This window comes from Chitinophaga sp. 22620 (genome assembly GCF_052044405.1).
In the GTDB taxonomy this organism is placed as follows: domain Bacteria; phylum Bacteroidota; class Bacteroidia; order Chitinophagales; family Chitinophagaceae; genus Chitinophaga.
The window spans coordinates 511,335-535,059 of sequence record NZ_JBQEMV010000002.1; the positions used below are offsets into that span (position 1 = coordinate 511,335).

Sequence of the window (23,725 nt, forward strand, 5' to 3'; positions counted from 1 at the left end):
CGCAACTTATGAGGAAACTATGCTTATTCGCAGCCATTGTATTGACACTGCTGGCATGCCGCCGGCAGTCAATACTGCGGCTCACCACGGAAAAAACGCAGCATGGATGGGCTTACAGGATCACAAAAAAAGGGAAACCGCTCATCTTCCAGGAATATATCCCCGCGATTCCTGGTTATCATCCATTCAAAAGCAGGAGCGACGCGCAACGGACAGGCCAGCTGGTATTATCCAAACTGAAGAACCGCAGGTTCCCCTCGCTCAGCATGCGGGAGGTGGACAGCCTGCAGCTCACACGGTAACTTTAACACTTGCTTAAGAGTCTCGGCAACTCTTTTAACACTTGCTTAAGAGTATGTGGAGTAAGTTTATCGCCGATTCACACCTATGATCAGTATCAGGCATATTTTCAGGAATAAATTAGTGCTGGTGGCCGTTCACGTGGCTGCGTGGCTTTGCCTTTTCCTGTTCCCTTTCTTTATATACCGCATCAGGGTGGAGGATCATTTCTTTTACCTTAAGGAGGCCATCAACACATTATTTATCATCGGGCTTTTTTACCTGAATATTTATGTGCTGATCCCGCGCTTCTTCACGTTGAAACGGATCAGTATCTATATAGGGTTCGTGCTGCTGTCGCTGCTGTTCATCGGTGTGCAGCAGGCGCTGGTGGAATACCAGTTCATGAAAAGGATCATGACCGTGAGAGCAGGCGCTTTCGGAATGGCCATGACCTCGCCGGGAATGATGATGCCTCCGGGCGAAAGGGTGCTGATCAGGGGCGGCGCGATACTGGATGATGCGCCGTCTATGCACGTTGTGCCGCGGGGATGGCGGAAACATGTGATCACCAGCTACCGCAACAGCCGGCCGGTGATAACAACCGTAGGATTTACGGATAGCATAGGTCCGTCGGATTCCGCTATGGCGCAGCCTGCTATGCCGCTGCCGCTGGCCGATAGTATTTTTATCCGGCATTTCTTTTTCCCGGAGATCTTCCGCAAGAGCGCCACTTTTACCTTGCTGATGCTCTTCATGAGCGGGTTCATCAAAATAGGGCTGGAATGGTTCAAGAGTGAAAAACAAAGGGAGGAACTGAAGCTGGCCAACCTGAACGCCGAGCTGAAATTCCTGAAATCGCAGATCAACCCGCACTTCCTGTTCAACAGCCTGAATACGATCTATTCGCTGGCCCACCGCCGCTCTCCGGAAACGGAACATGCGCTGGTGAAGCTGTCCAACATCCTGCGGTATATGATCTACCAGAGCAATGAAGACAAGGTACAGCTGGGCAGCGAGCTGCGGTATTTACAGGATTACATAGATATACAACGCTTACGCATGACGCGCAACATTCCCGTGGAATTTAGCCAGGAAGGCGATCCGGCGGGACTGGAGATTGCGCCGATGCTGCTGATCCCCTTCGTGGAGAATGCCTTCAAGCATGGGATCAGCTACAGGGAAGAAGCATTCATCAACATCCGCCTGCACATAGAACCCGGCGGGGTGCTGCACCTGGTGGTGCGCAACCGGCTCTTTAAACAACGTGTGGCGGAGAAAGGGGGAGTTGGATTGAATAATGCGCTCAAACGGTTGAGTTTATTATATAATGATGCACATACCATAACTGTCCGCGAGCATGGAGATGAATATATTGCTGACCTTAAAATTGCGTTGAAACATGATGAAGTGCTTAGCGTTGGATGATGAGCCGCTGGCTCTGGAGATCATTGCCGATTTTGCCGCGAAGGCGCCCGTTCCCATGCAGCTGAAAACTTTTGAGAGCGCTGCGCTTGCGCTGAAATATCTGCAGGAGGAAACCGTGGACCTGATCTTCCTTGACATTAAAATGCCGGACATCACCGGCATACAATTCCTGAAATCACTGAAACATCCGCCTATGGTAATATTCACCACCGCCTATGAAGAGTATGCGCTGGACGGGTTTGAGCTGGATGTAGTGGATTACCTGCTGAAGCCGATCCCGTTCGAACGGTTTATGAAAGCGGTGATACGTGCGCAGGAATACCTGAGCGTGCTGCAGCCTAAGGCTGCGGACACGGATTATATTTTTGTAAAAACAGAGTACAAGATCATTAAGATCAACCTCGAAGACATCCTCTACATCGAGGCGCTGAAAGATTACATCAAGATCTACACTGCGCACCAGCCGGTGCTTACACTCAAAAGCCTGAAGTCGTTCGAAAGCCGCCTGCCGAAAGATAAGTTCATGCGCGTGCACCGCAGCTACCTGGTGGCGATGAATAAGATCAATTCGGTGGAACGGAATACGGTGATGATCGCCAATCAATCCATCCCGATCAGCGAGGGATACAGGGACAGGTTCTATGATGTGATCACACGATACTCATGATGATAATGTATGCCATCGCGAAAACAAATATGTGAAAATGAGGTCACCCTTGTGTGTGGTTTTGCTGTCTTTATAGATAGAAAAACCGCATACACTTATGGCATCATTTTATGACTTTGACTACATCATTGAATTGAATGAGAAAAGAATGGAACAGTATTCGAATGCTTACCACCGGTATGTAGAGAAGTTCACAGTACTGTTGGTAATTTATTCCGCATTTGCAATCTTCCTCATTCCGATTATTCAATCACTGTTTTTTACGGAAGATGAATGCTATTGGCTTCATCATGTTGCATTTTACCTGTTTATTGCGTTCCTTTTGTGTTCTGTTTTTTTTACGATTAAGCTGCTAACACCAGTGGATGTCGTATACCTCACAGAGCCCAGGATCTATTACGAGGTCTACAAGGAAAAATACGAGAAAGAGGGGAATGATCCTGCAAATACAGATTCCAGGCTAAAGGCGGGATACATTTATGAGCTGGAGAGTGTAGTAAGCAGGAACAACGTAATTTACAAACGAAAGAGCAGGTTTTACAGCTGGGCGTTTTCATTTGCGATATTTGCAACGCTGCCCTACCTTGTTTGTTTGGGTTTTCATGTTCGAAAGGCGAAAGATCACAAGCAGCCGATTAGTATAATTGAAAAAATCATTAACTTTAGCGAAATGTAATTTTATGGAAAGGAATTCTAATAAATTACAGGACAAGAAAACACTCCGTCGCCGGGTTAATTTACCTGAGATGGGCAATGTCGAAATTTTAACTCCTGAACCTGAATACGTAACAGAAGGGGTTGATTTTAGTTTTTTTGTAGAAGCCTGGAAGGAAATAAAAAAAGTTGCACATAAAATAGGCGCCTGGTAAGGCGCCTATTCTTTTTCCACCAATAAAAAAACCGCTTCAGCACTACACCAAAGCGGTTCCTTCAATATCTCATCAGATCATTCAGATCAACTCCTTCAGCTTCTCCACCACTTTATCCACCTCTTCTTTCGTATTATGCCTTGAGAACGAGAACCTCACCGCAACCCTGTTCGGATCGTTGTTGATGGCGCGGATCACGTGAGAGCCTGCATCCGCACCGGAGGTACACGCACTGCCGCCTGAGGCGCAGATGCCGTTGATATCCAGGTTGAACAGGAGCATTTCGCTCTTTTCGGACTTGGGGAAAGAAACGTTCAGCACAGTGTAAAGGCTGCGGCCATAAAGGTCGCCGTTGAAGCTGACACCCGGAATATGTTTTTGCAGCTGCTCTGCCATGTACAGGCGCACGCCGTTGATATAGCTGCTGTGTTCTTCAAAGTGTTCGGTGGCCAGTTCCAGCGCTTTGGCAAAACCCACGATGCCGTAGAGATTTTCAGTGCCGGCGCGCATATTCCTTTCCTGCGAACCACCCTGGATGTAAGGCGTGATCTTCACATTCTCGTTGATGTACAGGATGCCCACGCCCTTCGGGCCATGGAACTTATGCCCGGCGCCATTGATGAAATGCACGGGCGTGTTGCGCAGGTCGAAAGGGTAGTGGCCCACGGTCTGCACGGTATCGGAATGGAAGATCGCATCGTATTCCTTGCAAAGGTTGCCCACTGCATGAAGGTCCAGCAGGTTGCCGATCTCGTTGTTGGCATGCATGAGCGATACCAGGCTTCTCTCTTTGGAACCGGCCAGCAGCGCGCGGAGGTCGTCCATATCCACGTGGCCGTCAGGCAGCAGCTTCACCCAGGATACCTTCACGTCTTCCTTATGCCCGGCATGCTCCACCGTATGCAGGGTGGCATGGTGCTCGATGGGGGAGGAAATGATGTGGCGGCAGCCCAGGTCGCGGATAGCGGCCGCGATGGCAGTGTTGCTGCTTTCAGTGCCGCCGGAGGTGAAAAATATCTCACCGGGGTGGGCGCCGAGTATCTTTGCAACGGTTTTACGGGCATTTTCGATTCCAAGACGGGATTCCCGGCCATAGGAGTAAATGGAGGACGGGTTGCCGAATTTTTCGGTCATATAAGGCAGCATGGTATCCAATACTGCCTTGTCAAGCGCCGTGGTGGCGGCATTGTCGAAGTAGATCCTTTCCAATTTCTTGCGGTGGTTTGGTTTTTGACTAAAAAGTGCCACAAATTTACGGAATTAGCCATAAACAAAAACGGATGACGGTTTGTTCCGTCATCCGCTCATGTATATTTAAGTCTATAGGAATTATATAAATTCCTTGATATCCTGCATGATCTTGCGTGCAATGTTGTCTGCCGTGGTCTCATTCTGGCTTTCCGCGTAAATACGGATAATGGGCTCTGTGTTGGACGTGCGCAGGTGCACCCAGTCCTTGTCGAATTCGATCTTCAGGCCGTCTTCGGTGTTCTGGGGCTGGTTCTTGTATTTACCTTTGATCTTTTCGAAGATCTCTTTCACGTCGATCCCTTTGTCCAGCTCGATCTTATTCTTGGAAATGAAATAATCGGGATATGAGTTGCGGAGGGCTTTGATGGTCTTTTTGCTCTGCGCCAGGTGGCTGAGGAACAGCCCGATGCCGATGAGCGCGTCGCGGCCGTAATGCAGGTCCGGCACAATGATGCCGCCGTTGCCTTCGCCGCCTATCACGGCATTCACGGCTTTCATGCGGTTCACCACGTTCACTTCGCCAACGGCTGAAGGATGGTATTCACCGCCGTTCCTGAGGGTGATATCCTTCAAAGCCTGGGTAGAACTGAGATTGCTTACGGTGTTGCCTTTCCTGTGTTTCAGCACATAGTCGGCCACCGCCACCAGGGTATATTCCTCGCCGAACATGCTGCCGTCTTCACATACAAAGCAAAGGCGGTCCACATCAGGATCCACGGCAATGCCGAAGTCTGCCTGCGATTTGTTCACCTCGTTGGAAAGGGCCGTCAGGTTTTCGGGGAGGGGTTCGGGGTTATGGGCAAACTTGCCGTTCACCTCGTCGAAGAGTACGGTCACTTCTGCCACGCCCAGGGCCTTCAGCAACGCCGGTACGAAGATGGCACCGGTGGAATTCACCGCATCCACCACCACTTTAAAGCCGGCCGCTTTGATGGCGGCAACGTCTACCAGCGGGTAGTTCACCACGAGGTCCACATGTTTCTGGAGGTAAGAATCGTCTGTGCGGTAGGAACCGAGCTTTGAAACATCTGCAAACACAAAATCTTCCCTGGCTGCAATGTCCAGCAATTCGGCGCCGTCTGGGCCGGAAATGAATTCGCCTTTGGCGTTCAGGAGCTTCAGCGCGTTCCATTCCCTGGGATTATGGCTGGCAGTGAGAATGATGCCGCCCGCAGCCTGTTCCATGGTTACGGCGATCTCCACCGTAGGGGTGGTGCTGAGATCCAGGTCCACCACGTCGATACCCAAACCGTTCAATGTGGATACCACGAGGTTTTTGACCATTTCCCCGGAAATACGCCCGTCGCGGCCGATCACCACCTTCCTGTTCTCGGCGTTCTGCTTCAACAGCCAGGTGCCATAAGCGGCAGTGAATTTCACCACATCAAGAGGGGAAAGGCCTTCTCCCGGCTTACCGCCGATCGTTCCACGAATGCCCGAAATTGATTTAATCAGTGCCACAATTGTTGGATTTTTTTAGGACAGCAAAGATAGTCGATTAGAACTTTATCCCACCCGTTAATTTGCTATGAACAAAGCATTAAATGCTTGTTGCCGCAATTAGGCTATATTTGCAGCTACGTATAAAATTTAACGAGAATATAATATAATGAGTCATCTTTGGTCGCGTATACCCAGGTACATCCGGTATATCTTTATGCAAACCCTGTACCTTTTCGGATTCCTGGTTCTCTGGCGCGTGATCTTCTACTGCTTCTTCCTTACCAGCACCATCCGCGATTCCGCGGTGATCCTGAGAGCCTGGGGCCTGGGCCTGAGATTCGACCTGCGGCTCGCGCTCGTGCTCATGATCCCCATGGGCCTTATAGCGGTCATTGCCCGCGACCGGCTTTTCGGTACCGGGGCGCTCCGCCGGATCAATTACTGGTATTTTTTTATAATATATCTGCTGCTGTCCGTTTTTTACGTGATAGACCTGGGGCATTACAGCTACCTCGGCATCCGCGTGGATCCTTCCGTAACGCGCTTCCTGGCGGCAGGTGAAAGGGGCACCAATGCCCGGATGCTGTGGGAAAGTTACCCCGTAGTGTGGGGCCTGCTGGGGATCGGGCTGTTGCTGCTGCTGGTGAACTGGAGCGTGAGGAATATTTTCCGGCGTTATGCCGGCAAAGAAGGCATTCCTCTCCGGCCCAAACGTTTTGCCGCCTGGGTAGTGGCGCTGGTATTGCTTTTCAGCCTGGGTATCTATGGCAACATGGCCTACTTCCCGCTTCGCTGGAGCCAGGCGATGTTCACGAGAGACAACGGGATCACCAGTCTCGCCCTCAACCCCATCACCTACTTCATTTCCAGCTTTTCCGTGAAAGATGATACGTTCGACCGCGAAAAGACCCGCAAATATTACGCGCCCATCGCGGAATACCTGGGGGTGGACCATCCCGATGCGGACAAGCTGAACTATGCGCGGAGCTTTTCCGCGGACAGTACCAAACCCCGCCAGAACGTGATCATCGTGATGCTGGAATCGGGCGGGGCGGCGATGATGAGCATGTTCAACAATCCCATGCAGGCCACGCCTAACCTGCAAAAGCTGGCGGACCAGGGATTGCTGTTCACAGACTTCCATGTGCCCGCCATGAGCACCGCCAAAACAGTATTCGGCGTTACCACGGGCCTGCCGGACGTTTGTAAGTTCAAAACCGCCAGCCGCCACCCGGGCATCGTGGATCAGCGGGTGATCATGGACCAGTTCGACGGGTATGAAAAATATTACCTGCTCGGCGGGAACACCAACTGGGCCAATATCCGCGCCGTTTTCACCAACAACGTGGAAGGCATCAGGATCTTCGAGGAGGGGTATTTCAAAGCGCCGAAAGCAGACGTGTGGGGCGTGTCCGACTTCGACCTCATTACCGAATCGGACGAGATATTTAAGGCCGCGCACGACCGCAAACAGCCGTTCATCGCCTACCTGCAGACCGCGGATAACCACGAACCTTACACGACCACCGAAGGCAAAGGGGATTTTAAGAGAGTGACGGAGAAAGACATTGATATGGCGGCTTTCAAAAAAAGCGGCTTCCTGTCCATAGACCAGCTGAACGCCCTGCGGTACATGGATTACAACATCGGTTACCTGATGGAAAGGGCCGCCCGGAGCGGTTACCTGGACAATACGATTTTCGTGTTCTTCGGCGACCACAGCGCCCGGCTGAATCCTTTCAAACACATGCCGCTGCCTGAATACGAAATGGGGACCTTCGTGGATCATGTTCCCTGCATCATTTACAACCCGAAGCTGCTCAGGCCGCAGAAGATCAGCCGCATGGGCAGCCTGCTGGACGTGTATCCCACCGTGGCAAAGCTGGCCGGCCTCCCTTTCACCAATTACACCATGGGCGTGGATATGCTGGATACCACCACGTACAGGGGTGAACGTTATGCCTTCATCACCTACACCCGCAACCTGCAATCGTTTTACGCATTGCAGGGGCAGCAGTATCTTTGCGAGATCGGGCTTGAATCCGGCGACATGCGGTTGTACGACCTGAAGGCCGATCCGTTAAGGGATGTAAAGGAAAAACATCCCGAAACAGCGGCCGCCCTCGATAAATTAACGCGGGGTTTTTACGAAAGCTCCCGATATTTGATGTTTAACAATAAGAAACCGAGATAACACAGCGCAGCGAATGGAAGTTCCGAAACAATGGTTCAAAGACTGGTTCAATTCACCTTATTATCACCTGCTGTACAGCAACAGGGATGAAAGGGAAGCCTCTTCTTTTATTGCCAAACTGGTGGAATACCTGCACCCCGCGCCCGGCGCCCTCATGCTGGACGTGGCCTGCGGCAGGGGCCGGCACGCCAAGTTCCTGGCAGACAAAGGGTTCAACGTAACCGGCATCGACCTCTCCGAAGAAAGTATTGCGGCCGCCCGCAAGCTGGAGAACGACCATCTCAGCTTTTTCCAGCACGATATGCGGCTGCCGTTCAGGATCAATTACTTCGACCTGGTGTTCAATTTTTTCACCAGCTTCGGGTATTTCGAGACCCGCCATGAGAACGATAATGCATTGCGTACCCTTGCCAACAGCCTGAAGCCGGGCGGGAAGCTCGTGCTGGACTACCTCAACAGCGTATACGCCGCCGCCCACCTGGTGGAAAATGAAGTGAAAGAGCTGGACCATGTGGTGTTTGACATCCACCGGGAAATGGAGGGCGGGAAATTCCTCAAAAAGATCCACATCCTCGATAAAAAACAATTGCTGCGGGCCACATTCGCCGAGAGTGTGAGCGCCTTCCGCCGGAAGGACTTTGAAGAGATGTTTGCACTGCAGGGATTGCAGATCACCGATGTGTTCGGCGACTATCATTTCAATATCTTCGATGAGGAGCACTCTCCGAGGCTCATCCTCATTGCACAAAAACCAATTGGCTGATGAACGACCTGCTTACCTGGGACCTGAAACTGTTCTTTTATATTAACGGCAGATGGACGAACGGATTTTTTGACTTCCTGCTGCCCTGGATGCGGGAGCCCTACGTTTGGGCGCCGCTTTACCTGTTCCTGCTCGTATTTGTGCCGTTAAACTTCCGCTGGAAGGGCTTTTTCTGGATCGTGTTCTTCATCATCACCTTCGCCATTACAGACCAGTCCAGCATGTTCTTCAAGAACCTGGTGGGCCGCCTGCGGCCGGGGAACGACCCGGTGATAGCCCCTTACGTACGGGTGCTGGTGGAGTATTATCCCAGGAGCGGGAGCTTTACATCCTCTCACGCCGCCAACCATTTCGGGCTGGCGATGTTTTCTTTTATAACTTTAAGACCGCAGATCGGGAAATGGGCCTGGCTGTTCTTCGTGTGGGCCGCGGTGATATGTTATTCCCAGATATATGTAGGCGTGCATTACCCGCTCGACATTGTGGGGGGCGCTTTACTGGGAATGCTGGCGGGCACGATGAGCGGAGGATTTTTTCAACGAAGAATAAGACTGGAACCGGAACAGACAACATGAACTTAACATACCTGATATTGATACTGGCCGCCACCATCGGCGGAGGTATGATCCCCATGCTTTTCAAAAGGGTGCATCCCGGCCTGCCTATCTACCTGCTGGCATTTACGGGCGCATTCCTGTTCGGGATCACTATTATGCACCTTCTCCCGGAAGTGTACGAGGAGCTGGACCACTCCGCGGGCATTTATATCGTTCTGGGCTTCTTTTTACAGGTTTTCCTGCAGCAGCTGAGCCACGGTATGGAACATGGGCACACCCACCTGCCTGCGGCAGGCCACCAGCACCATGTAGCGGTGCTGCCGCTGCTGGTCGGGCTGAGCATACATGCTTTTATGGAAGGTATCCCGCTGGGATTCAACTACGAGGATCAATCCGCCCTTCCTTCGCTGATGCTGGGAGTAATGGCGCATAAAGTGCCGGAAGCGCTCACGCTCATCACTGTAATGATGCACGCGCACCAGTCCAAAACGCAATTGTGGAAGATTCTCATTATCTTTTCGCTGATCACTCCTTTATCCGCTATACTGGCTGCGCAGCTGGGCAGGGAATTTGAAGTAGTCACAAATTCGCTGGTTTACCTGGTGGCGCTGGTTGTAGGTGCGTTCCTGCACATTTCCACTACCATCTTTTACGAAAGCGGTACCAAACATCATGAACTAAGCCGTCAGAAAGTGCTGGCCATTGCCGCCGGCCTTGCTTTAGCTTTTGTTACACTGATATTTGAATAATTAATTATTTTTAGGCTTAATATTATGGAAGTCGTCATTATCCTCGTCCTTATTTTGCTCAACGGTATCTTCTCAATGGCGGAGATAGCCCTGGTTTCCGCACGGAAAGTGCGGCTTGAGAATGCAGCCAGGCAAGGGGACGATAAAGCCAAAGCCGCTCTTAAATTATCCAATAACCCGGATACGTTCCTGTCTACCGTACAGATCGGCATTACGCTGATCGGTATCTTAACCGGTTTGTACTCCGGCGAACAGCTGAAAGAAGACGTAAAGCTCTTTTTCACCAACTGGCCGCTTCTGGCGCCCTACGCCAACGGCATTGCCACAGCCGTGATCGTTATCTGCGTCACCTACTTCACCCTCGTGCTGGGCGAACTGCTGCCCAAAAGGATCGGGCTGGCCAACCCAGAGCTGATCGCCAAGCTGGTGGCCAAACCCATGAACTTCATCTCCCGGGTTACTTTCCCCTTCGTTTGGCTGCTGAGCCGCTCCACCACCGTGCTGGTGAAGGTTATCGGGCTCAAACGCTCGTCGGACAGCAATGTGACGGAAGAAGAGATCAAGGCCATCATCAGCGAAGGCACCTCATCAGGCGCCATAGAGGAAACAGAACAGGAGATCATCGAGCGCGTTTTCCACCTGGGAGACCGCAATATCACCTCCCTCATGACCCACCGGACGGACATCATCTGGCTGGACATCCATGAGGACGGCGAAAGCTATAAACGCAAGATCAAAGCCGCCCCGCACTCCGTTTACCCCGTTTGCGAAGGCCAGATAGACCATATCAAAGGCATTCTCACCATCAAGGACCTGTACGCCGCCGGCAACCTGGCCGTGCTGAAAGACGTGATGAGGAAGCCCCTTTTCATCCCGGACAACAACACCGCCTACCAGGTGCTGGAAAAATTCAAGGAAACCCAGATCCATGCCGCGTTTATCGTGGACGAATACGGCACTTTCCTTGGAATGATCACGCTGAACGATATCCTGGAGGCCATTGTGGGCGATATGCCCGAAACCGGCCAGGACGATTACAACATGGTGAAACGGGACGATGGTTCGTATCTCATTGACGCTCAGATACCTTTTTATGATTTCCTTAGCGAATTCGACATGCAGGACCTCATGGCGGAGTTCGAACAGGAATTTGACACGCTCGCCGGCTTTATCCTCCACCACCTGGAACACATACCCCAGACAGGCGAAAAACTGGAATGGAGGGACTTTACCTTTGAAATCGTAGACATGGACGCCCACCGCATTGATAAAATATTAGTGACTCCCCCTGAAAATATAGCGGAAGAGTAATACATTTACATCAGAAAACGCTGTCCGGCAGCGTTTTTACGTGTCTTAAAGCCGAAACTTAACCGAAAGAACGGAAAACCTGCAACAGCGATTAAAACTAGTTGAATGCCAAGCCGGTAACAGTAAAGTTATCAGTGATAAAAATTTTATAGGGGATATTAAAAAAAATCCGTCTTTATACTATTTTTGAGCACTTTTTTACATAAACAAATAATTTAATTTAAGATAATGGTCGTACTTGGAAGTAAGGTGCTTTCTTTGGAAGAAGTGCATAGAGTACTGTTTGGAGGGGAGGAGCTTGTTTTGGACGAAGCCGCTGTTAAAAATGTGAATGACAACTTTGAGTTCCTGGAAAAATTCTCATCAAAAAAGCTCATTTACGGTATAAATACCGGTTTTGGCCCGATGGCGCAATACCGCATCCCCGAACAGGACACTTTCCAGCTGCAATACAACCTCATCCGCAGTCACAGCTCCGGCGCCGGCAAATGCCTGGCTCCCGTGCTTACCAAGAGCCTCATGATCGCGCGCCTCAGCAGCTTCATGCAGGGTTATTCCGGCGTACATACAGACCTGGTGCACCTCCTGCGCGACATGATCAATCACAACATTTACCCTTGTATATATGAGCACGGCGGCGTTGGCGCCAGCGGCGATCTCGTGCAGCTCGCGCACCTGGCCCATGCGCTCATCGGCGAAGGAAACGTGCTGTATGAAGACGAGATCCATCCAGCAGCGGTAATATTCGCCCGGCTCAACCTTAAGCCGCTGGACGTGCGCATCCGCGAAGGCCTTGCTGTGATCAACGGCACTTCCGCCATGACCGGTATTGCGCTGGTGAACATCATCGAAGCGCGCAAGCTGCTGCTCTGGAGCTGCAGTCTCAGCGCCATGATCAACGAAGTAGTGGAAGCGTTCGACGATCACCTGAGCTACGAGCTGAACGTGGTGAAAAAACATAACGGGCAGAACAAAGTGGCGGAAATGATGCGCGGCATGCTGAAAGGCAGCAAAATGATCCGCCACCGGCCCGATCACCTTTATAAAGAGCTGGAAGAAGAGATATTTAAAGATAAAGTACAGGAGTATTATTCCCTCCGCTGCGTGCCGCAGATACTGGGCCCCATTTATGACACCCTGGTGCATGCGGAGAACATCGTGGTGGGCGAGCTGAATTCAGTGAGCGACAACCCCGTGGTGGACCACCGGCAGAAGAACGTGTTCCACGGCGGCAACTTCCATGGCGATTATATTTCCCTGGAAATGGACAAGGTGAAGATCGCCATGACCAAGCTTTCCATGCTGAGCGAGCGCCAGCTGAACTATTTGCTGAACGATAAGCTGAACCACAAGTTCCCCCCGTTCATGAACCTGGGCAAGCTGGGCTTCAATTTCGGCATGCAGGGCGTACAGTTCACCGCCACCTCCACTGTGGCTGAGAACCAGACCCTCAGCTTCCCCATGTATATCCACAGCATCCCGAACAACAATGACAACCAGGATATCGTGAGCATGGGCTGCAACGCGGCGCAGATGACATACAAGGTAATTGAGAACACTTTTGAAGTGCTCACTGTGCAGGTAATGACCCTGTTGCAGGCCGTGGATTACCTGGGCTGCCAGGACCGCCTGGCCGGCTTCTCGTACAAGATATACCAGGACATCAGGGCGATTTTCCCTAAATTTATTGAAGACGCTCCGCGCTATAATGATGTACAGAAGATCAAAGCCTATCTGATGCGCCATGAACCTTCCCTGACGGAACCTGCCGTGGAGAAAAAACATAAATCATCACCCGTACAATAACAGCAGAGAATAAACGAAAATTTTAATGGCAAATAACTGCGCACTAGTAACAGGAGGTTCCAGGGGAATAGGAAGGGCGGTATGTATCAAACTGGCGGAACAGGGATATCATATCCTGATCAATTATAAAGGCAATACGGCTGCCGCGGAAGAAACGCTGGCGGCTGTCCGCGCAAAAGGGTCAGACGGTACCCTGATGCAATTCAACGTAGGGAAGGAAGAAGAAGTGCAGAATGTGCTGGGCGCATGGATAGACGCGAATAAGGACAAACAGATAGAAGTGCTGGTGAACAATGCCGGTATCCGGCAGGACATGATGATGTTCCAGATGAGCACGGAAAACTGGAAGAGCGTGCTGGAATCCAGTCTCGACGGGTTCTTTTACGTAACCAAGCTGGTGCTTACCGGCATGCTGCTGAAGCGTTACGGCCGTATTGTGAACATGGTTTCCTTGTCCGGCCTGAAAGGCACACCCGGGCAGGTGAACTACAGCGCCGCCAAAGCCGGCCTGATAGGCGCCACCAAAGCGCTGGCGCAGGAAGTGGCAAAACGTAATGTGACAGTGAACGCCATTGCACCCGGTTTTATCAGGACCGATATGACGGAAGGCCTTCCTGAAAAGGAATTATCCGCCATGGTGCCCATGCAGCGTTTCGGAACGGCGGAAGAAGTGGCCGAAGCAGTGGCATTCTTCGCTTCGAAAGGAGCGTCGTACATCACAGGAGAGGTGCTGAACATCAACGGCGGCCTTTATTCCTGATCCACAGAACTGAATAAAACATTGTTGGCCCGCATCCAATTGGCGGCATACAAAGATCAACGAGCATGAACAGAGTAGTGATAACAGGTATCGGCATTTACTCCTGCATCGGCAAAGACCTGGAAGAGGTCCGGGAATCGCTGTTCCAGGGCCGCTCCGGCATAGTGCTGGATGCGGAGCGCAAGCAATTCGGCTACCGCTCCGGCCTCACCGGCTATGTGGCCCGCCCCGAGCTGAAAGGGCTGCTGGACCGCCGGGCCCGGCTGATGATGCCCGAACAGGCGGAATACGCCTATATGTCCACCCGCGAGGCCCTTGCCAATGCCCGCATGGACCAGGATTATATTGATACCAGGGAAGTAGGCCTGCTGTTCGGCAACGACAGCTCCGCCAAACCCATTATAGAAGCCACCGACATCATCCGCGAAAAAAAGGATACCATGCTGGTGGGCTCGGGGTCCGTGTTCCAGACCATGAACTCCACCGTGAACATGAACCTGGCCACCATCTTCAAGCTCAAAGGCGTGAATTTCAGCGTGAGCGCGGCCTGCGCCAGCGGCTCGCATGCGATCGGCCTCGGTTATATGTTCATCCGCAACGGTTTGCAGGATGCCGTGATCTGCGGCGGCGCGCAGGAAGTGAACAAATACGCCATGGGCAACTTCGACGCCATTGCGGCCTTTTCCGTGAAGGAAGACGAGCCCACCAAAGCCTCCAGGCCCTTCGACCGGGACCGGGACGGGCTGGTGCCCAGCGGCGGCGCGGCTACAGTGATACTCGAAAGCCTTGAATCCGCCCAGCGCAGGGGAGCCCCCATCCTCGGCGAGGTGCTGGGATACGGCTTCTCCAGCAACGGCGCCCACATCAGCAATCCCAGTGTGGACGGGCCGATGCGCAGCCTCGAAATGGCCCTCCGCGAATCGGGCCTCAACGCTTCCGATATCGGCTACATCAACGCCCACGCCACTTCTACCCCCGCCGGCGACGCCAGCGAGGCCAAAGCCCTGGCAGCCATCTTCGAAAGCGCCAAAACCCCCGTCAGCTCCACCAAAAGCATGACCGGGCACGAGTGCTGGATGGCCGGCGCCAGCGAGATCGTTTACTCCATGCTGATGATGCAGAACGACTTTATCGCCCCGAACATCAACTTTGAGAACCCCGACGAGGATTCCGCCAGATTAAATATCATCACGAATACAATTAATAAAAATTTTAATATATTTTTGTCTAATTCTTTTGGCTTTGGGGGAACAAACTCTTCTCTTGTAGTCAGGAAATGGCAATAATAGGATGTATGCTGCGGTTATGGGCATAATTTGCATAATTTTGCCGAAGCATAGCCCCATTAAAGAACGGGAATGCTTATTTGTCTAATCAACCTATATCTGGAACACACTTTTTTATGGAAATTAACGAGATCATCACAAGAACGAATGCTTTTCTGGCGGAGGAATTTGAAGTTGCCCCGGAGAGCATCACCCCCGGGGCCGATCTGAAGGCCACGTTGGAGCTGGACAGCCTGGACTATATAGACCTGGTGGTAGCCATTGAGAACAACTTCGGTTTTAAGGTTAAACCGGAAGACTTCCAGGGTATTGTTACCTTCCAGGACTTCTATGATTATGTAATTGCCCGTGTTAAACAAAAAGAGTTGGTATAATGCCATCCTGGCAGGGTAAGTCCAAAGGAAATAAGCTGGGGTATCGGATATTTATTGGTGTTTTGCGATATGGAGGAGTGCAGCCGGCTTATTTTCTCCTGGGATTTGTTGCAATGTATTACTGCCTTTTCTCCTATCGTTCCACCAGATCCATTTACCAGTATTTTCATCAAAAGGCCGGCTACAGCCGTTTCCGCTCGCTGATCAACGTTTACCGCAACTATTACGTGTTCGGGCAGACGCTGATAGACAAGATAGTGGTCATGGCGGGCATTCCCAACCGGTTCACCTTCCAGTTCGACGGGGAAGAGCACCTTCACGAGGTGGTTTCCGGCGGAAAGGGGGGCATCCTGCTCAGCGCCCACCTGGGTAACTGGGAAGTGGCAGGGCACCTGTTCACCCGTTTGCAGACCCGCATCAACATCGTGATGTTCGACGGGGAGCATGAAAGGATCAAAAATTACCTGGAGGGAATAACCGGGGGGAGGAATGTAAATGTAATTGTTTTAAAGGACGATTTATCGCATATTTACGCTATCCACGACGCGCTGAGCAAGCAGGAGCTGGTATGCATGCATGCGGACCGCTTCCTGGAGGGAAATAAAACAGCGGGAATGCCGTTTCTCGGAGAAGCTGCGCGCTTCCCGGTTGGCCCGTTCCTTTTGGCTTCCACCTTCAGGGTGCCCGTTTCGTTCGTTTTTGCATTTAAGGAAACCAGTACGCATTATCACCTGTACGCAACCCCGCCAAAGACCTACCAGGGCGCCAAACAGGGCGGACTGGAAGCATCCATGCAGGATTTTGTGGAGGTAATGGAAGAGAAAGTGCGGCGGTACCCGCTGCAGTGGTTCAATTATTATGATTTTTGGTCGAAAAAGACTGATATACCAGAACACCCATGATCAATAAAGAAGATATCACGGAATACATTCCCCAGCGCCCGCCGATCGTTATGATCAGCCGCCTGCTGGAAGCAGGGGAGAAGAACATCCGCACCGGCTTCGATATCGCGGAGGATAATGTATTTGTGCAGAACGGCACTTTCATGGCGCCAGGACTGGTGGAAAACATCGCGCAGACCGCCGCCGCGCGCATCGGGTATCTCGCCAAAATGCACAATGTACCCGTGCCCCTCGGCTTCATCGGCGCTATCCAGAACCTCGAGATACTGGAGCTGCCGCTCGCCGGCACCAGCCTCGAAACGGAGATCGTGATAGAGCACGAAGTGTTCAACGCAACGGTGATCCACGGTACAGTGAAGCAGAACGGCCGCCTTATGGCCGAATGCGATATGAAGATTTTTGTGTCCCAAAATAAATAAGCAATGAAAATCAAACACCTGGCTCTGCCCGTTGTGGCAATGATGCTGACAGTAACCACAGTAACCGCACAAACCGCTAAGGACGTATTTGACAAGTCAGTAAAACTGACTTACCTGGGAATCGATTTCACCAAATCAAAGATCATTGGTGACGCAGCGCTCAAAACCGACGACATTCCTGAGGTACACTACGCCAGCATTAATCAGAAAGTAGTCAACGAAGCCAAAAAGTTTACGATCGCCGAGGCTTTCAACAGGAGCGAGGTGAGCACAGACATAGGCCCGGTAAACAAAAGAAATGCAAAGATCGACGAGGATGATATCAAATCCGACAACTCCGACGATTACCAGGCATTAAAACCCGAAGACGTAACGGCGCTGGTAAAAGGTTTCGACTTTAACGGGAAAACCGGACTGGGCCTGCTTTTTGTGGCAGACGGTATGAACAATACCAAAAAACAGATCTCCATCTACGTAACTCTTGTGGACATGGGAGCCAAAAAAGTGCTGTTCACCGAACGCGTGGAAGGCTCTCTGGGCGGCCGTATTGGCATTACGTTCGGCCTGGCCAACAAATATCTCAGCGGTGTGAAAGACATCATAGACGAGATCGAGAAGAAAAAATACAAAGAATGGAAATCCACCTACGGCGGATAATTCATCAATCAGTATAAAAAATTACATGCAACCTGTATTGAGCGAGAGTGCTGAAGTTTTGATCCGGTTCAACGAAGCCGATCCCTTGGGAATTGTATGGCATGGCCACTACATCCGGTATTTTGAAGACGGGCGCGAGGCATTCGGCAGCAAATACAGGTTGCGTTATTTAGACATTTTCGGCCACGGCTACACAGTGCCCGTGGTGAACGTGGAATGCAATTACAAGCGGCCGCTCCGGTATGGGGACAAAGTAGTGGTGGAAACCCGCTACGTGCATACAGAAGCCGCCAAGATCCGTTTTGAATACACGCTTTACAACGCGGAAACCCGCGAAGTGGTGTGCACCGGTTCTTCCATACAGGTTTTCCTGGACAAAGAAGGGTCCATGTTACAACTTACCGTTCCGCCCTTCTTTACGGAATGGAAAAAGCAGTGGGGTTTGATATGATGGAGGTTTTTGTAGCTGCGGGAAACATCCTTTCGCCGCTGGGAACAACCGCCCGTGAGAATTTCGAACGGGTACGCGCAGGGGAGAGCGGTATCAGCCGCCAGCCCGGCGGGTTCTTTGCCTCCGTGATACCGGACGCGCTGCTGCAACCGCTGGTAGCGGCTTCCGGCCTTTCAGGCCACACCAAGTTCGAGCAGCTGCTCATCCTGAGCATACAGGATGCGCTGTTGCAAACCAGCATCAGCCTGCGCGACAAACGCACGGCTTTTATTGTTTCTACCACCAAGGGCAATATCGCCCTGCTGGAACAGGGGCTGGGCGCTGATATCGGGCCTATGCAACTGCACAATACCGCGGTAAGGACAGCGGAATATTTCGGCGCCGCCAACCGCCCCGTAGTGGTCAGCAATGCCTGCATCTCCGGCCTGCTGGCCATTTTGATCGGGCAGCGGATGATCCGCTCCGGCCGGTACGACCACGCCGTGGTATGCGGCGCGGACCTGATGACAAAATTCGTGTTATCCGGCTTCCAGTCCTTCCAGGCCGTGAGCGACGAGCCCTGCCGCCCGTTTGACGCGGACAGGAAAGGCATTACGCTTGGCGAAGGCGCTGCCACCGTTATTTTAACCAGGAACAAAACATTGTTGCCGGGGAAACAAGCCATCCGCCTCGGCGAGGGAGCTTCCAGCAACGATGCCAACCATATTTCAGGCCCGTCCAGAACAGGCGCCGAGCTTGCTGCCGCCATTACCACGGCCATGCAGCAGAGCGGCGTTCAGCCTTCAGACATCGGGTTTGTATCCGCGCACGGTACCGCTACTTTGTACAACGACGAAATGGAAGCGAAAGCGTTCCATCTCTCGGGCCTGCAGCAGGTGCCGGTGAACAGCCTTAAAGGGTATTACGGCCACACTCTTGGTGCGGCCGGGCTCATAGAGGCGATCGTCGGCATGTACAGCATGCAGGAAGAAGTAGTGATACCCACTGCCGGCTTTGCCTCATCCGGAACCAGCCAACCATTGATGGTGAGCAGTCAATTAGAGCCACGGCCCATGGCGCATTACCTCAAAACAACCTCGGGTTTCGGGGGATGTAATGCCGCAATGGTGTTCAGTAAAGTGACATTGTAAATCTTTAAAAAAAGCAGATCACCGATGAATTTTTTTACCAAGGAAACGAAAACCGCATTACAGGCTAAAGAACAGGCGCTCTGGCTGGCGTTCGCGCCGATAGCTTTCCAGGCTTCCAAAGCGCTGAGAGACCTGGGCATCCTGCAGGTAGTGGCGGACAGTGGCATGAATGGCGTTACCATCGAAGAGATACTGGAGCACGTGAAACTTTCGCGCTACTCCGCCCGCGTGTTGCTCGAAGCAGGCCTGGGCCTCGAAATGCTGGTGGTGAACGATAAAAGATATACGCTTACCAAAACCGGGTTCTTTATCCTCAGCGATACGCTCACCCGCATCAATATGGACTTCTCGCATGATGTATGTTATAAGGCCATGTATCATCTGCAGGACAGTCTTACCGAAGGCAAACCCCGCGGCCTGCAGGAGCTGGGCCCCTGGGAAACCATCTACCAGGGCCTTTCCATCCTCCCGGAGCCTTCCCGCACCAGCTGGTTCAATTTCGACCACTACTATTCCGATCTGGCTTTCCCCGGCGTGCTGCCTATCGTATTCGAACATCAGCCCAAATCGCTGCTGGACATCGGCGGCAACACCGGTAAATGGTCCATGGCCTGCGCCAAACACGACCCGGATGTACATATCACCATCATGGACCTGCCCGTGCAGGTAAATGTGGCGAGGAAAAATATTGCAGAAGCCGGCCTGGAAGACCGTGTTTCATTTTACGAAACAGATATTCTCGACGAGAGCCTGCCCTTCGCGAAAGGTTTCGACGTGATCTGGATGAGCCAGTTCCTGGACTGCTTCTCCGAAGCCGAGATCATCAGCATCCTGCGCCGTTGCCGGGAAGCGCTGAACGAAGGCGGCAGCGTTTTTATACTTGAACCTTTCTGGAACAAACAGCAGTTCAAATCGGCTGCTTTCTGTTTACAGCAAACATCCCTTTATTTCACCGCCATTGCCAACGGCAACAGCCAGATGTACCATACAGACGATTTCTTCGCCTGCATCCGCGCCGCCGGGCTGGAGGTAGTGTTGGAGAATAACAATGTAGGGCTGAGCTACACCCTGCTGCGTTGCGTGAAAGCTTAGAAAATTTAAACCCTTTAATATGCAAACTGAAAAGGTGGATGTACTTGTAATAGGCGCCGGCCCTGCCGGAACGGTAGCCGCATCCATAATCAACAAAGCCGGTTATTCAGTTAAGATCGTCGAAAAGCTGAAATTTCCGCGTTTCGTGATCGGCGAAAGCCTCTTACCCCGCTGCATGGATGCCCTTACCGAAGCAGGTTTCGTTGAAGCCGTTTCGGAGCGCGGCTTCCAGAAGAAATTCGGCGCCAAGTTCGTCAAAAATGGCAAGGTCTGCGATTTCACCTTTGAAGAACAGCATACACCCGGCTGGACCTGGACCTGGCAGGTGCCCCGCGCGGAATTCGATCTCACCCTCGCCAATACCGTCGAAAAGATGGGCGTGCCTGTGGAATACGAAACAACCGTGACGGCCATTCAATTTTCCGGCTCCGATTCCGTAACAACCGTGGAAGATATTCATGGCAATAAAAAGCAGATAGCAGCCCGTTTTATAGTGGACGGCAGCGGTTACGGCCGTGTGATCCCGAAACTGTTCAACCTGGAAAAACAATCCGTTCTCCAGCCCCGCAAAGCGCTTTTCGCCCATACCAACGACATCCGCCGTTCCATGGCGGACGAGCCTAACCGCATCACCGCCGTTGTGCACGAAAAAGGCGTGTGGATCTGGATCATTCCCTTTTCCACCGGCGTAACATCCGTGGGTTTCGTGGGCGATCATACCTTCCACGACCGCTTCAGCGGTACGCCGGAAGAGCAGTTCCGCGCCATGCTCGATTCGGAGCCTTATACGAAAGAGCGTTTCAAAGACGTGCCCTTCGTGTTCGAACCGCGCAAGCTGGAAGCCTGGAGCGCCACCACCGATAAATTTTATGGCGAGGGATTTGTGCTTACCGGCAACGTAACGGAATTCCTGGACCCGATTTTCTCATCCGGCGTAACTTTGGCTACCGTTTCCGCGCAAACGGCGGCAAAGCTGGTGATCAGGAAGCTGAAAGGCGAAGCGGTGGACTGGGAAAAAGAATACATGCAACCCACCATGCAGGGCGTGAACGTGTTCCGCTCCTACGTGATGGCCTGGTATGAAGGCACGCTGGACACTATTTTCTTCAGCAGGAACCCGGACCCGCTGATCAAACAGCAGATCTGCTCCGTACTGGCCGGTTACGTGTGGGACGAAAGCAATCCTTACGTAAAAAGTCATGAAGATGCGCTCAAAAGGCTGGCGCGCCTCATTGAACTGACAGATAAATTAAACCCGACGGCGTGAGTAACAACAGCGCATATATCACCTCGGCCTGTGTGATCCGCGATCATGCAGTGACACGGAACGGCAGCAGGGTATTTGAATCGAAAGATACCGACCTGCCGGAATTCCTGCGCAGCCTGTACGACCGCTACAGCGGCCAGTACCCGAAGTTCCATAAAATGGACCTGCTCAGCAAGCTGGGCTGGGCCGCTACGGAAATACTGCTGCAGGATACGCCGATGGATATGTACGCTCCCGGAGAGACAGGCATAGTGCTGGCCAACACCAGCAGCAGCCTGGATACGGACGAACGTTATTACGAAACCGTCAGCGAAATAGCCAGTCCCGCCCTGTTCGTATACACCCTCCCCAATATCGTGATCGGGGAGATCAGCATACGCCACAAGTTCAAGGGCGAGAACGCGTTCTTTATCGACGATCATTTCGATATTGAATTTATAACAGGATACGTGCGGCAACTGCTGGATACAGGCGCCATAAACGCCTGCATCTGCGGCTGGGTGGAGCAATACCACGCAGGTTACGAAGCCGCGTTGTTCCTTGTCGAAAAAAACAGCCGCGGCATGGCTTGGCCGTTTACCGCGGAAGAAGTTGAAAAATTGTACAGATAACATATATGGAAAAGTTGATGGCAGATCTGAAAGCCCAGATCATTCAGCAATTGAATTTGCAGGAAGTAAAACCGGAAGACATCGGGAATGACCAGCCTTTGTTCAAAGAAGGGCTGGGACTGGATTCTATCGATGCATTGGAGCTGATCGTTTTGCTGCAGCAGCATCACAACATCCGTATCGCCAAACCAGAGGACGGGCCGAATATTTTTTATTCCGTTCGCACCATGGCTGAATATATCACTGCGGAGAAAAACAAGACCGCATGAACGGAAAAGTATGGATAGCAGGCGGAGGCGTTATTTCCGGCATTGGCCATGACCTTGGCCAGTGCATTGCTGCATTTGAAAAAATGCAGCCGGGGATGCGCAAAATGGAACACCTGCAATCCGTGCACGCCAACACGTTCCCGGTAGTGGAAGTGAAGGCCGGCAACGTGGAGCTGGCCGGAAAGGCCGGCATGCCTGCGCATTGGAGCAGAACCGCTTTGCTGAGTATGATAGCTGCCAAAGAAGCCTGGCAGAGCGCAGGCTTGGGAAATATTTCCCAATACCGCGCCGGCTTTGTATCCGCCAACACCGTTGGCGGCATGGATAAAACGGAGGATTTCATGAAAGCCTTCCTGGAAGACGCTTCCAAAGGGCATCTGCGAGAAGTGGTGCATCATGAATGCGGCTCGGTAACGGAACTGGTGGCGGACGCTTTGGGCATCCGGCATCATGTATCCACCATCAGCACCGCCTGCTCTTCAGGCGCCAACGCGCTGATGTACGGCGCGCGCATGATCCGCGCCGGTATGCTGGACGTGGTGATAGCCGGGGGCACCGATTCGCTCACGCGTTTCACCCTCAATGGTTTCAACACTCTCATGATCCTGGACCAGCAGGCCTGCCGCCCGTTCGACGATACCCGCACCGGGCTGAACCTCGGCGAAGGCGCGGGATACGTTGTGCTCGTGAGCGACGGGATCGCGAAAAAGATCAAACCCTGGTGCAGGCTCAGCGGCTTTGCCAATGCGAACGACGCCTACCATCAAACCGCTTCCTCGCCGGAAGGCATCGGCAATTTCAAAGCCATGCAGGGAGCGCTGGAAATGAGCGGGGTAGCGCCTTCGGAGATCGGTTACATCAACCTCCACGGCACCGGCACGCAGAACAACGACAGTTCTGAAGGGCTGGCGGTGGAGCGGCTTTTCGCGCCTGCTTATCCGCCCGCAAGCTCCACAAAAAGCTTTACAGGGCATACGCTCGGCGCCAGCGGCGGCATTGAAGCGGTATTTTCCGCCTGGGCCCTCCGCGAAGGCATCATTTACCCGAACGCAAATTTTACCACGCAGATGAAGGAGATCCCGTTCAGCCCGGTAACAGTCTTTTCGAAAGGCAACGCGCTGCGGCACGTGATGTCCAACTCATTCGGCTTCGGCGGCAATTGCTCGAGCCTCGTATTTTCAAAGGAATGA

At 52.3% G+C, this 23,725-nt stretch carries 26 protein-coding genes; 24 read left to right on the plus strand and 2 right to left on the minus strand.

Going from position 1 to position 23,725, the window contains the following annotated elements:
- The first annotated feature begins 8 nt into the window (after positions 1 to 8).
- The 5 genes from ACTJIK_RS11850 to ACTJIK_RS11870 all read left to right on the plus strand — a co-directional run bounded on the left by ACTJIK_RS11850 (position 9) and on the right by ACTJIK_RS11870 (position 3,243).
- Positions 9 to 302: a DUF4907 domain-containing protein gene (locus ACTJIK_RS11850; protein ID WP_440646563.1), complete on the plus strand. Its 294-nt coding sequence runs from the start codon at positions 9 to 11 to the stop codon at positions 300 to 302.
- 85 nt (positions 303 to 387) lie between these two features.
- Positions 388 to 1,707, plus strand: coding sequence for a sensor histidine kinase (locus ACTJIK_RS11855; protein ID WP_440646564.1), 1,320 nt, complete (start codon positions 388 to 390; stop codon positions 1,705 to 1,707).
- Positions 1,682 to 2,374 (plus strand): LytR/AlgR family response regulator transcription factor, encoded by a 693-nt coding sequence (locus ACTJIK_RS11860; protein ID WP_440646565.1) that lies wholly within the window; start codon positions 1,682 to 1,684, stop codon positions 2,372 to 2,374. The genes ACTJIK_RS11855 and ACTJIK_RS11860 overlap by 26 nt, the downstream gene beginning before the upstream one ends.
- Positions 2,375 to 2,471: 97 nt before the next feature.
- Complete coding sequence (locus ACTJIK_RS11865) at positions 2,472 to 3,050, plus strand: hypothetical protein (protein WP_440646566.1); 579 nt, start codon at positions 2,472 to 2,474, stop codon at positions 3,048 to 3,050.
- Between the two features lie 4 nt (positions 3,051 to 3,054).
- Positions 3,055 to 3,243 carry a hypothetical protein gene (locus ACTJIK_RS11870; RefSeq protein ID WP_440646567.1) on the plus strand — a complete coding sequence of 63 codons (189 nt, stop codon included), beginning with the start codon at positions 3,055 to 3,057 and terminating at the stop codon, positions 3,241 to 3,243.
- Positions 3,244 to 3,324: 81 nt separating this feature from the next.
- On the opposite strand, the gene ACTJIK_RS11875 is transcribed toward ACTJIK_RS11870, so the two are convergent.
- A complete protein-coding gene (locus ACTJIK_RS11875) occupies positions 3,325 to 4,452 on the minus strand; it encodes a cysteine desulfurase family protein (RefSeq protein WP_440646568.1) in 1,128 nt (375 codons plus the stop codon).
- Positions 4,453 to 4,572: 120 nt separating this feature from the next.
- On the minus strand, positions 4,573 to 5,955 hold the full coding sequence (glmM, locus tag ACTJIK_RS11880) for a phosphoglucosamine mutase (protein ID WP_440646569.1): 1,383 nt from the start codon (positions 5,953 to 5,955) through the stop codon (positions 4,573 to 4,575).
- A gap of 196 nt (positions 5,956 to 6,151) precedes the next feature.
- Here glmM and ACTJIK_RS11885 point away from each other — a divergent pair, with 196 nt between their 5' ends.
- From ACTJIK_RS11885 to ACTJIK_RS11975, 19 genes are all read left to right on the plus strand, one after another.
- Entirely contained in the window at positions 6,152 to 8,131 is a 1,980-nt protein-coding gene (locus tag ACTJIK_RS11885) for an LTA synthase family protein (RefSeq protein ID WP_440646570.1), read from the plus strand.
- A 13-nt stretch (positions 8,132 to 8,144) separates the two neighbouring features.
- Positions 8,145 to 8,894, plus strand: a complete 750-nt coding sequence (locus ACTJIK_RS11890) for a class I SAM-dependent methyltransferase (protein ID WP_440646571.1) — start codon at positions 8,145 to 8,147, stop codon at positions 8,892 to 8,894.
- Positions 8,894 to 9,469: a phosphatase PAP2 family protein gene (locus ACTJIK_RS11895; protein ID WP_440646572.1), complete on the plus strand. Its 576-nt coding sequence runs from the start codon at positions 8,894 to 8,896 to the stop codon at positions 9,467 to 9,469. The genes ACTJIK_RS11890 and ACTJIK_RS11895 overlap by 1 nt, the downstream gene beginning before the upstream one ends.
- Entirely contained in the window at positions 9,466 to 10,200 is a 735-nt protein-coding gene (locus ACTJIK_RS11900; RefSeq protein ID WP_440646573.1) for a ZIP family metal transporter, read from the plus strand. The genes ACTJIK_RS11895 and ACTJIK_RS11900 overlap by 4 nt, the downstream gene beginning before the upstream one ends.
- A gap of 24 nt (positions 10,201 to 10,224) precedes the next feature.
- On the plus strand, positions 10,225 to 11,511 hold the full coding sequence (locus ACTJIK_RS11905; protein WP_440646574.1) for a hemolysin family protein: 1,287 nt from the start codon (positions 10,225 to 10,227) through the stop codon (positions 11,509 to 11,511).
- A 228-nt stretch (positions 11,512 to 11,739) separates the two neighbouring features.
- The gene (locus tag ACTJIK_RS11910) at positions 11,740 to 13,317 is read left to right on the plus strand and encodes an HAL/PAL/TAL family ammonia-lyase (RefSeq protein ID WP_440646575.1); all 1,578 of its coding nucleotides are present in this window, start codon (positions 11,740 to 11,742) and stop codon (positions 13,315 to 13,317) included.
- A 25-nt stretch (positions 13,318 to 13,342) separates the two neighbouring features.
- Entirely contained in the window at positions 13,343 to 14,077 is a 735-nt protein-coding gene (gene fabG / locus ACTJIK_RS11915; RefSeq protein WP_440646576.1) for a 3-oxoacyl-ACP reductase FabG, read from the plus strand.
- A gap of 65 nt (positions 14,078 to 14,142) precedes the next feature.
- Positions 14,143 to 15,363: a beta-ketoacyl-[acyl-carrier-protein] synthase family protein gene (locus ACTJIK_RS11920; RefSeq protein ID WP_440646577.1), complete on the plus strand. Its 1,221-nt coding sequence runs from the start codon at positions 14,143 to 14,145 to the stop codon at positions 15,361 to 15,363.
- A 116-nt stretch (positions 15,364 to 15,479) separates the two neighbouring features.
- Positions 15,480 to 15,737, plus strand: coding sequence for a phosphopantetheine-binding protein (locus ACTJIK_RS11925; protein WP_346318679.1), 258 nt, complete (start codon positions 15,480 to 15,482; stop codon positions 15,735 to 15,737).
- 62 nt (positions 15,738 to 15,799) lie between these two features.
- Complete coding sequence (locus ACTJIK_RS11930) at positions 15,800 to 16,639, plus strand: LpxL/LpxP family acyltransferase (RefSeq protein WP_440646578.1); 840 nt, start codon at positions 15,800 to 15,802, stop codon at positions 16,637 to 16,639.
- Positions 16,636 to 17,058, plus strand: coding sequence for a 3-hydroxyacyl-ACP dehydratase (locus ACTJIK_RS11935; protein ID WP_440646579.1), 423 nt, complete (start codon positions 16,636 to 16,638; stop codon positions 17,056 to 17,058). The genes ACTJIK_RS11930 and ACTJIK_RS11935 overlap by 4 nt, the downstream gene beginning before the upstream one ends.
- A 3-nt stretch (positions 17,059 to 17,061) precedes the next feature.
- Positions 17,062 to 17,715: a hypothetical protein gene (locus tag ACTJIK_RS11940; RefSeq protein ID WP_440646580.1), complete on the plus strand. Its 654-nt coding sequence runs from the start codon at positions 17,062 to 17,064 to the stop codon at positions 17,713 to 17,715.
- A gap of 25 nt (positions 17,716 to 17,740) precedes the next feature.
- The gene (locus ACTJIK_RS11945; protein ID WP_440646581.1) at positions 17,741 to 18,166 is read left to right on the plus strand and encodes an acyl-CoA thioesterase; all 426 of its coding nucleotides are present in this window, start codon (positions 17,741 to 17,743) and stop codon (positions 18,164 to 18,166) included.
- Complete coding sequence (locus ACTJIK_RS11950; protein WP_440646582.1) at positions 18,163 to 19,296, plus strand: beta-ketoacyl-[acyl-carrier-protein] synthase family protein; 1,134 nt, start codon at positions 18,163 to 18,165, stop codon at positions 19,294 to 19,296. Before ACTJIK_RS11945 ends, ACTJIK_RS11950 begins: the two co-directional genes overlap by 4 nt.
- 24 nt (positions 19,297 to 19,320) lie before the next feature.
- Positions 19,321 to 20,388: a methyltransferase gene (locus tag ACTJIK_RS11955; RefSeq protein ID WP_440646583.1), complete on the plus strand. Its 1,068-nt coding sequence runs from the start codon at positions 19,321 to 19,323 to the stop codon at positions 20,386 to 20,388.
- Between the two features lie 19 nt (positions 20,389 to 20,407).
- Complete coding sequence (locus ACTJIK_RS11960; protein ID WP_440646584.1) at positions 20,408 to 21,655, plus strand: NAD(P)/FAD-dependent oxidoreductase; 1,248 nt, start codon at positions 20,408 to 20,410, stop codon at positions 21,653 to 21,655.
- Entirely contained in the window at positions 21,652 to 22,266 is a 615-nt protein-coding gene (locus ACTJIK_RS11965; protein ID WP_440646585.1) for a hypothetical protein, read from the plus strand. The genes ACTJIK_RS11960 and ACTJIK_RS11965 overlap by 4 nt, the downstream gene beginning before the upstream one ends.
- Positions 22,267 to 22,271: 5 nt before the next feature.
- Positions 22,272 to 22,535, plus strand: a complete 264-nt coding sequence (locus ACTJIK_RS11970) for a phosphopantetheine-binding protein (protein WP_120516750.1) — start codon at positions 22,272 to 22,274, stop codon at positions 22,533 to 22,535.
- Positions 22,532 to 23,725 carry a beta-ketoacyl-[acyl-carrier-protein] synthase family protein gene (locus ACTJIK_RS11975; RefSeq protein WP_440646586.1) on the plus strand — a complete coding sequence of 398 codons (1,194 nt, stop codon included), beginning with the start codon at positions 22,532 to 22,534 and terminating at the stop codon, positions 23,723 to 23,725. Before ACTJIK_RS11970 ends, ACTJIK_RS11975 begins: the two co-directional genes overlap by 4 nt.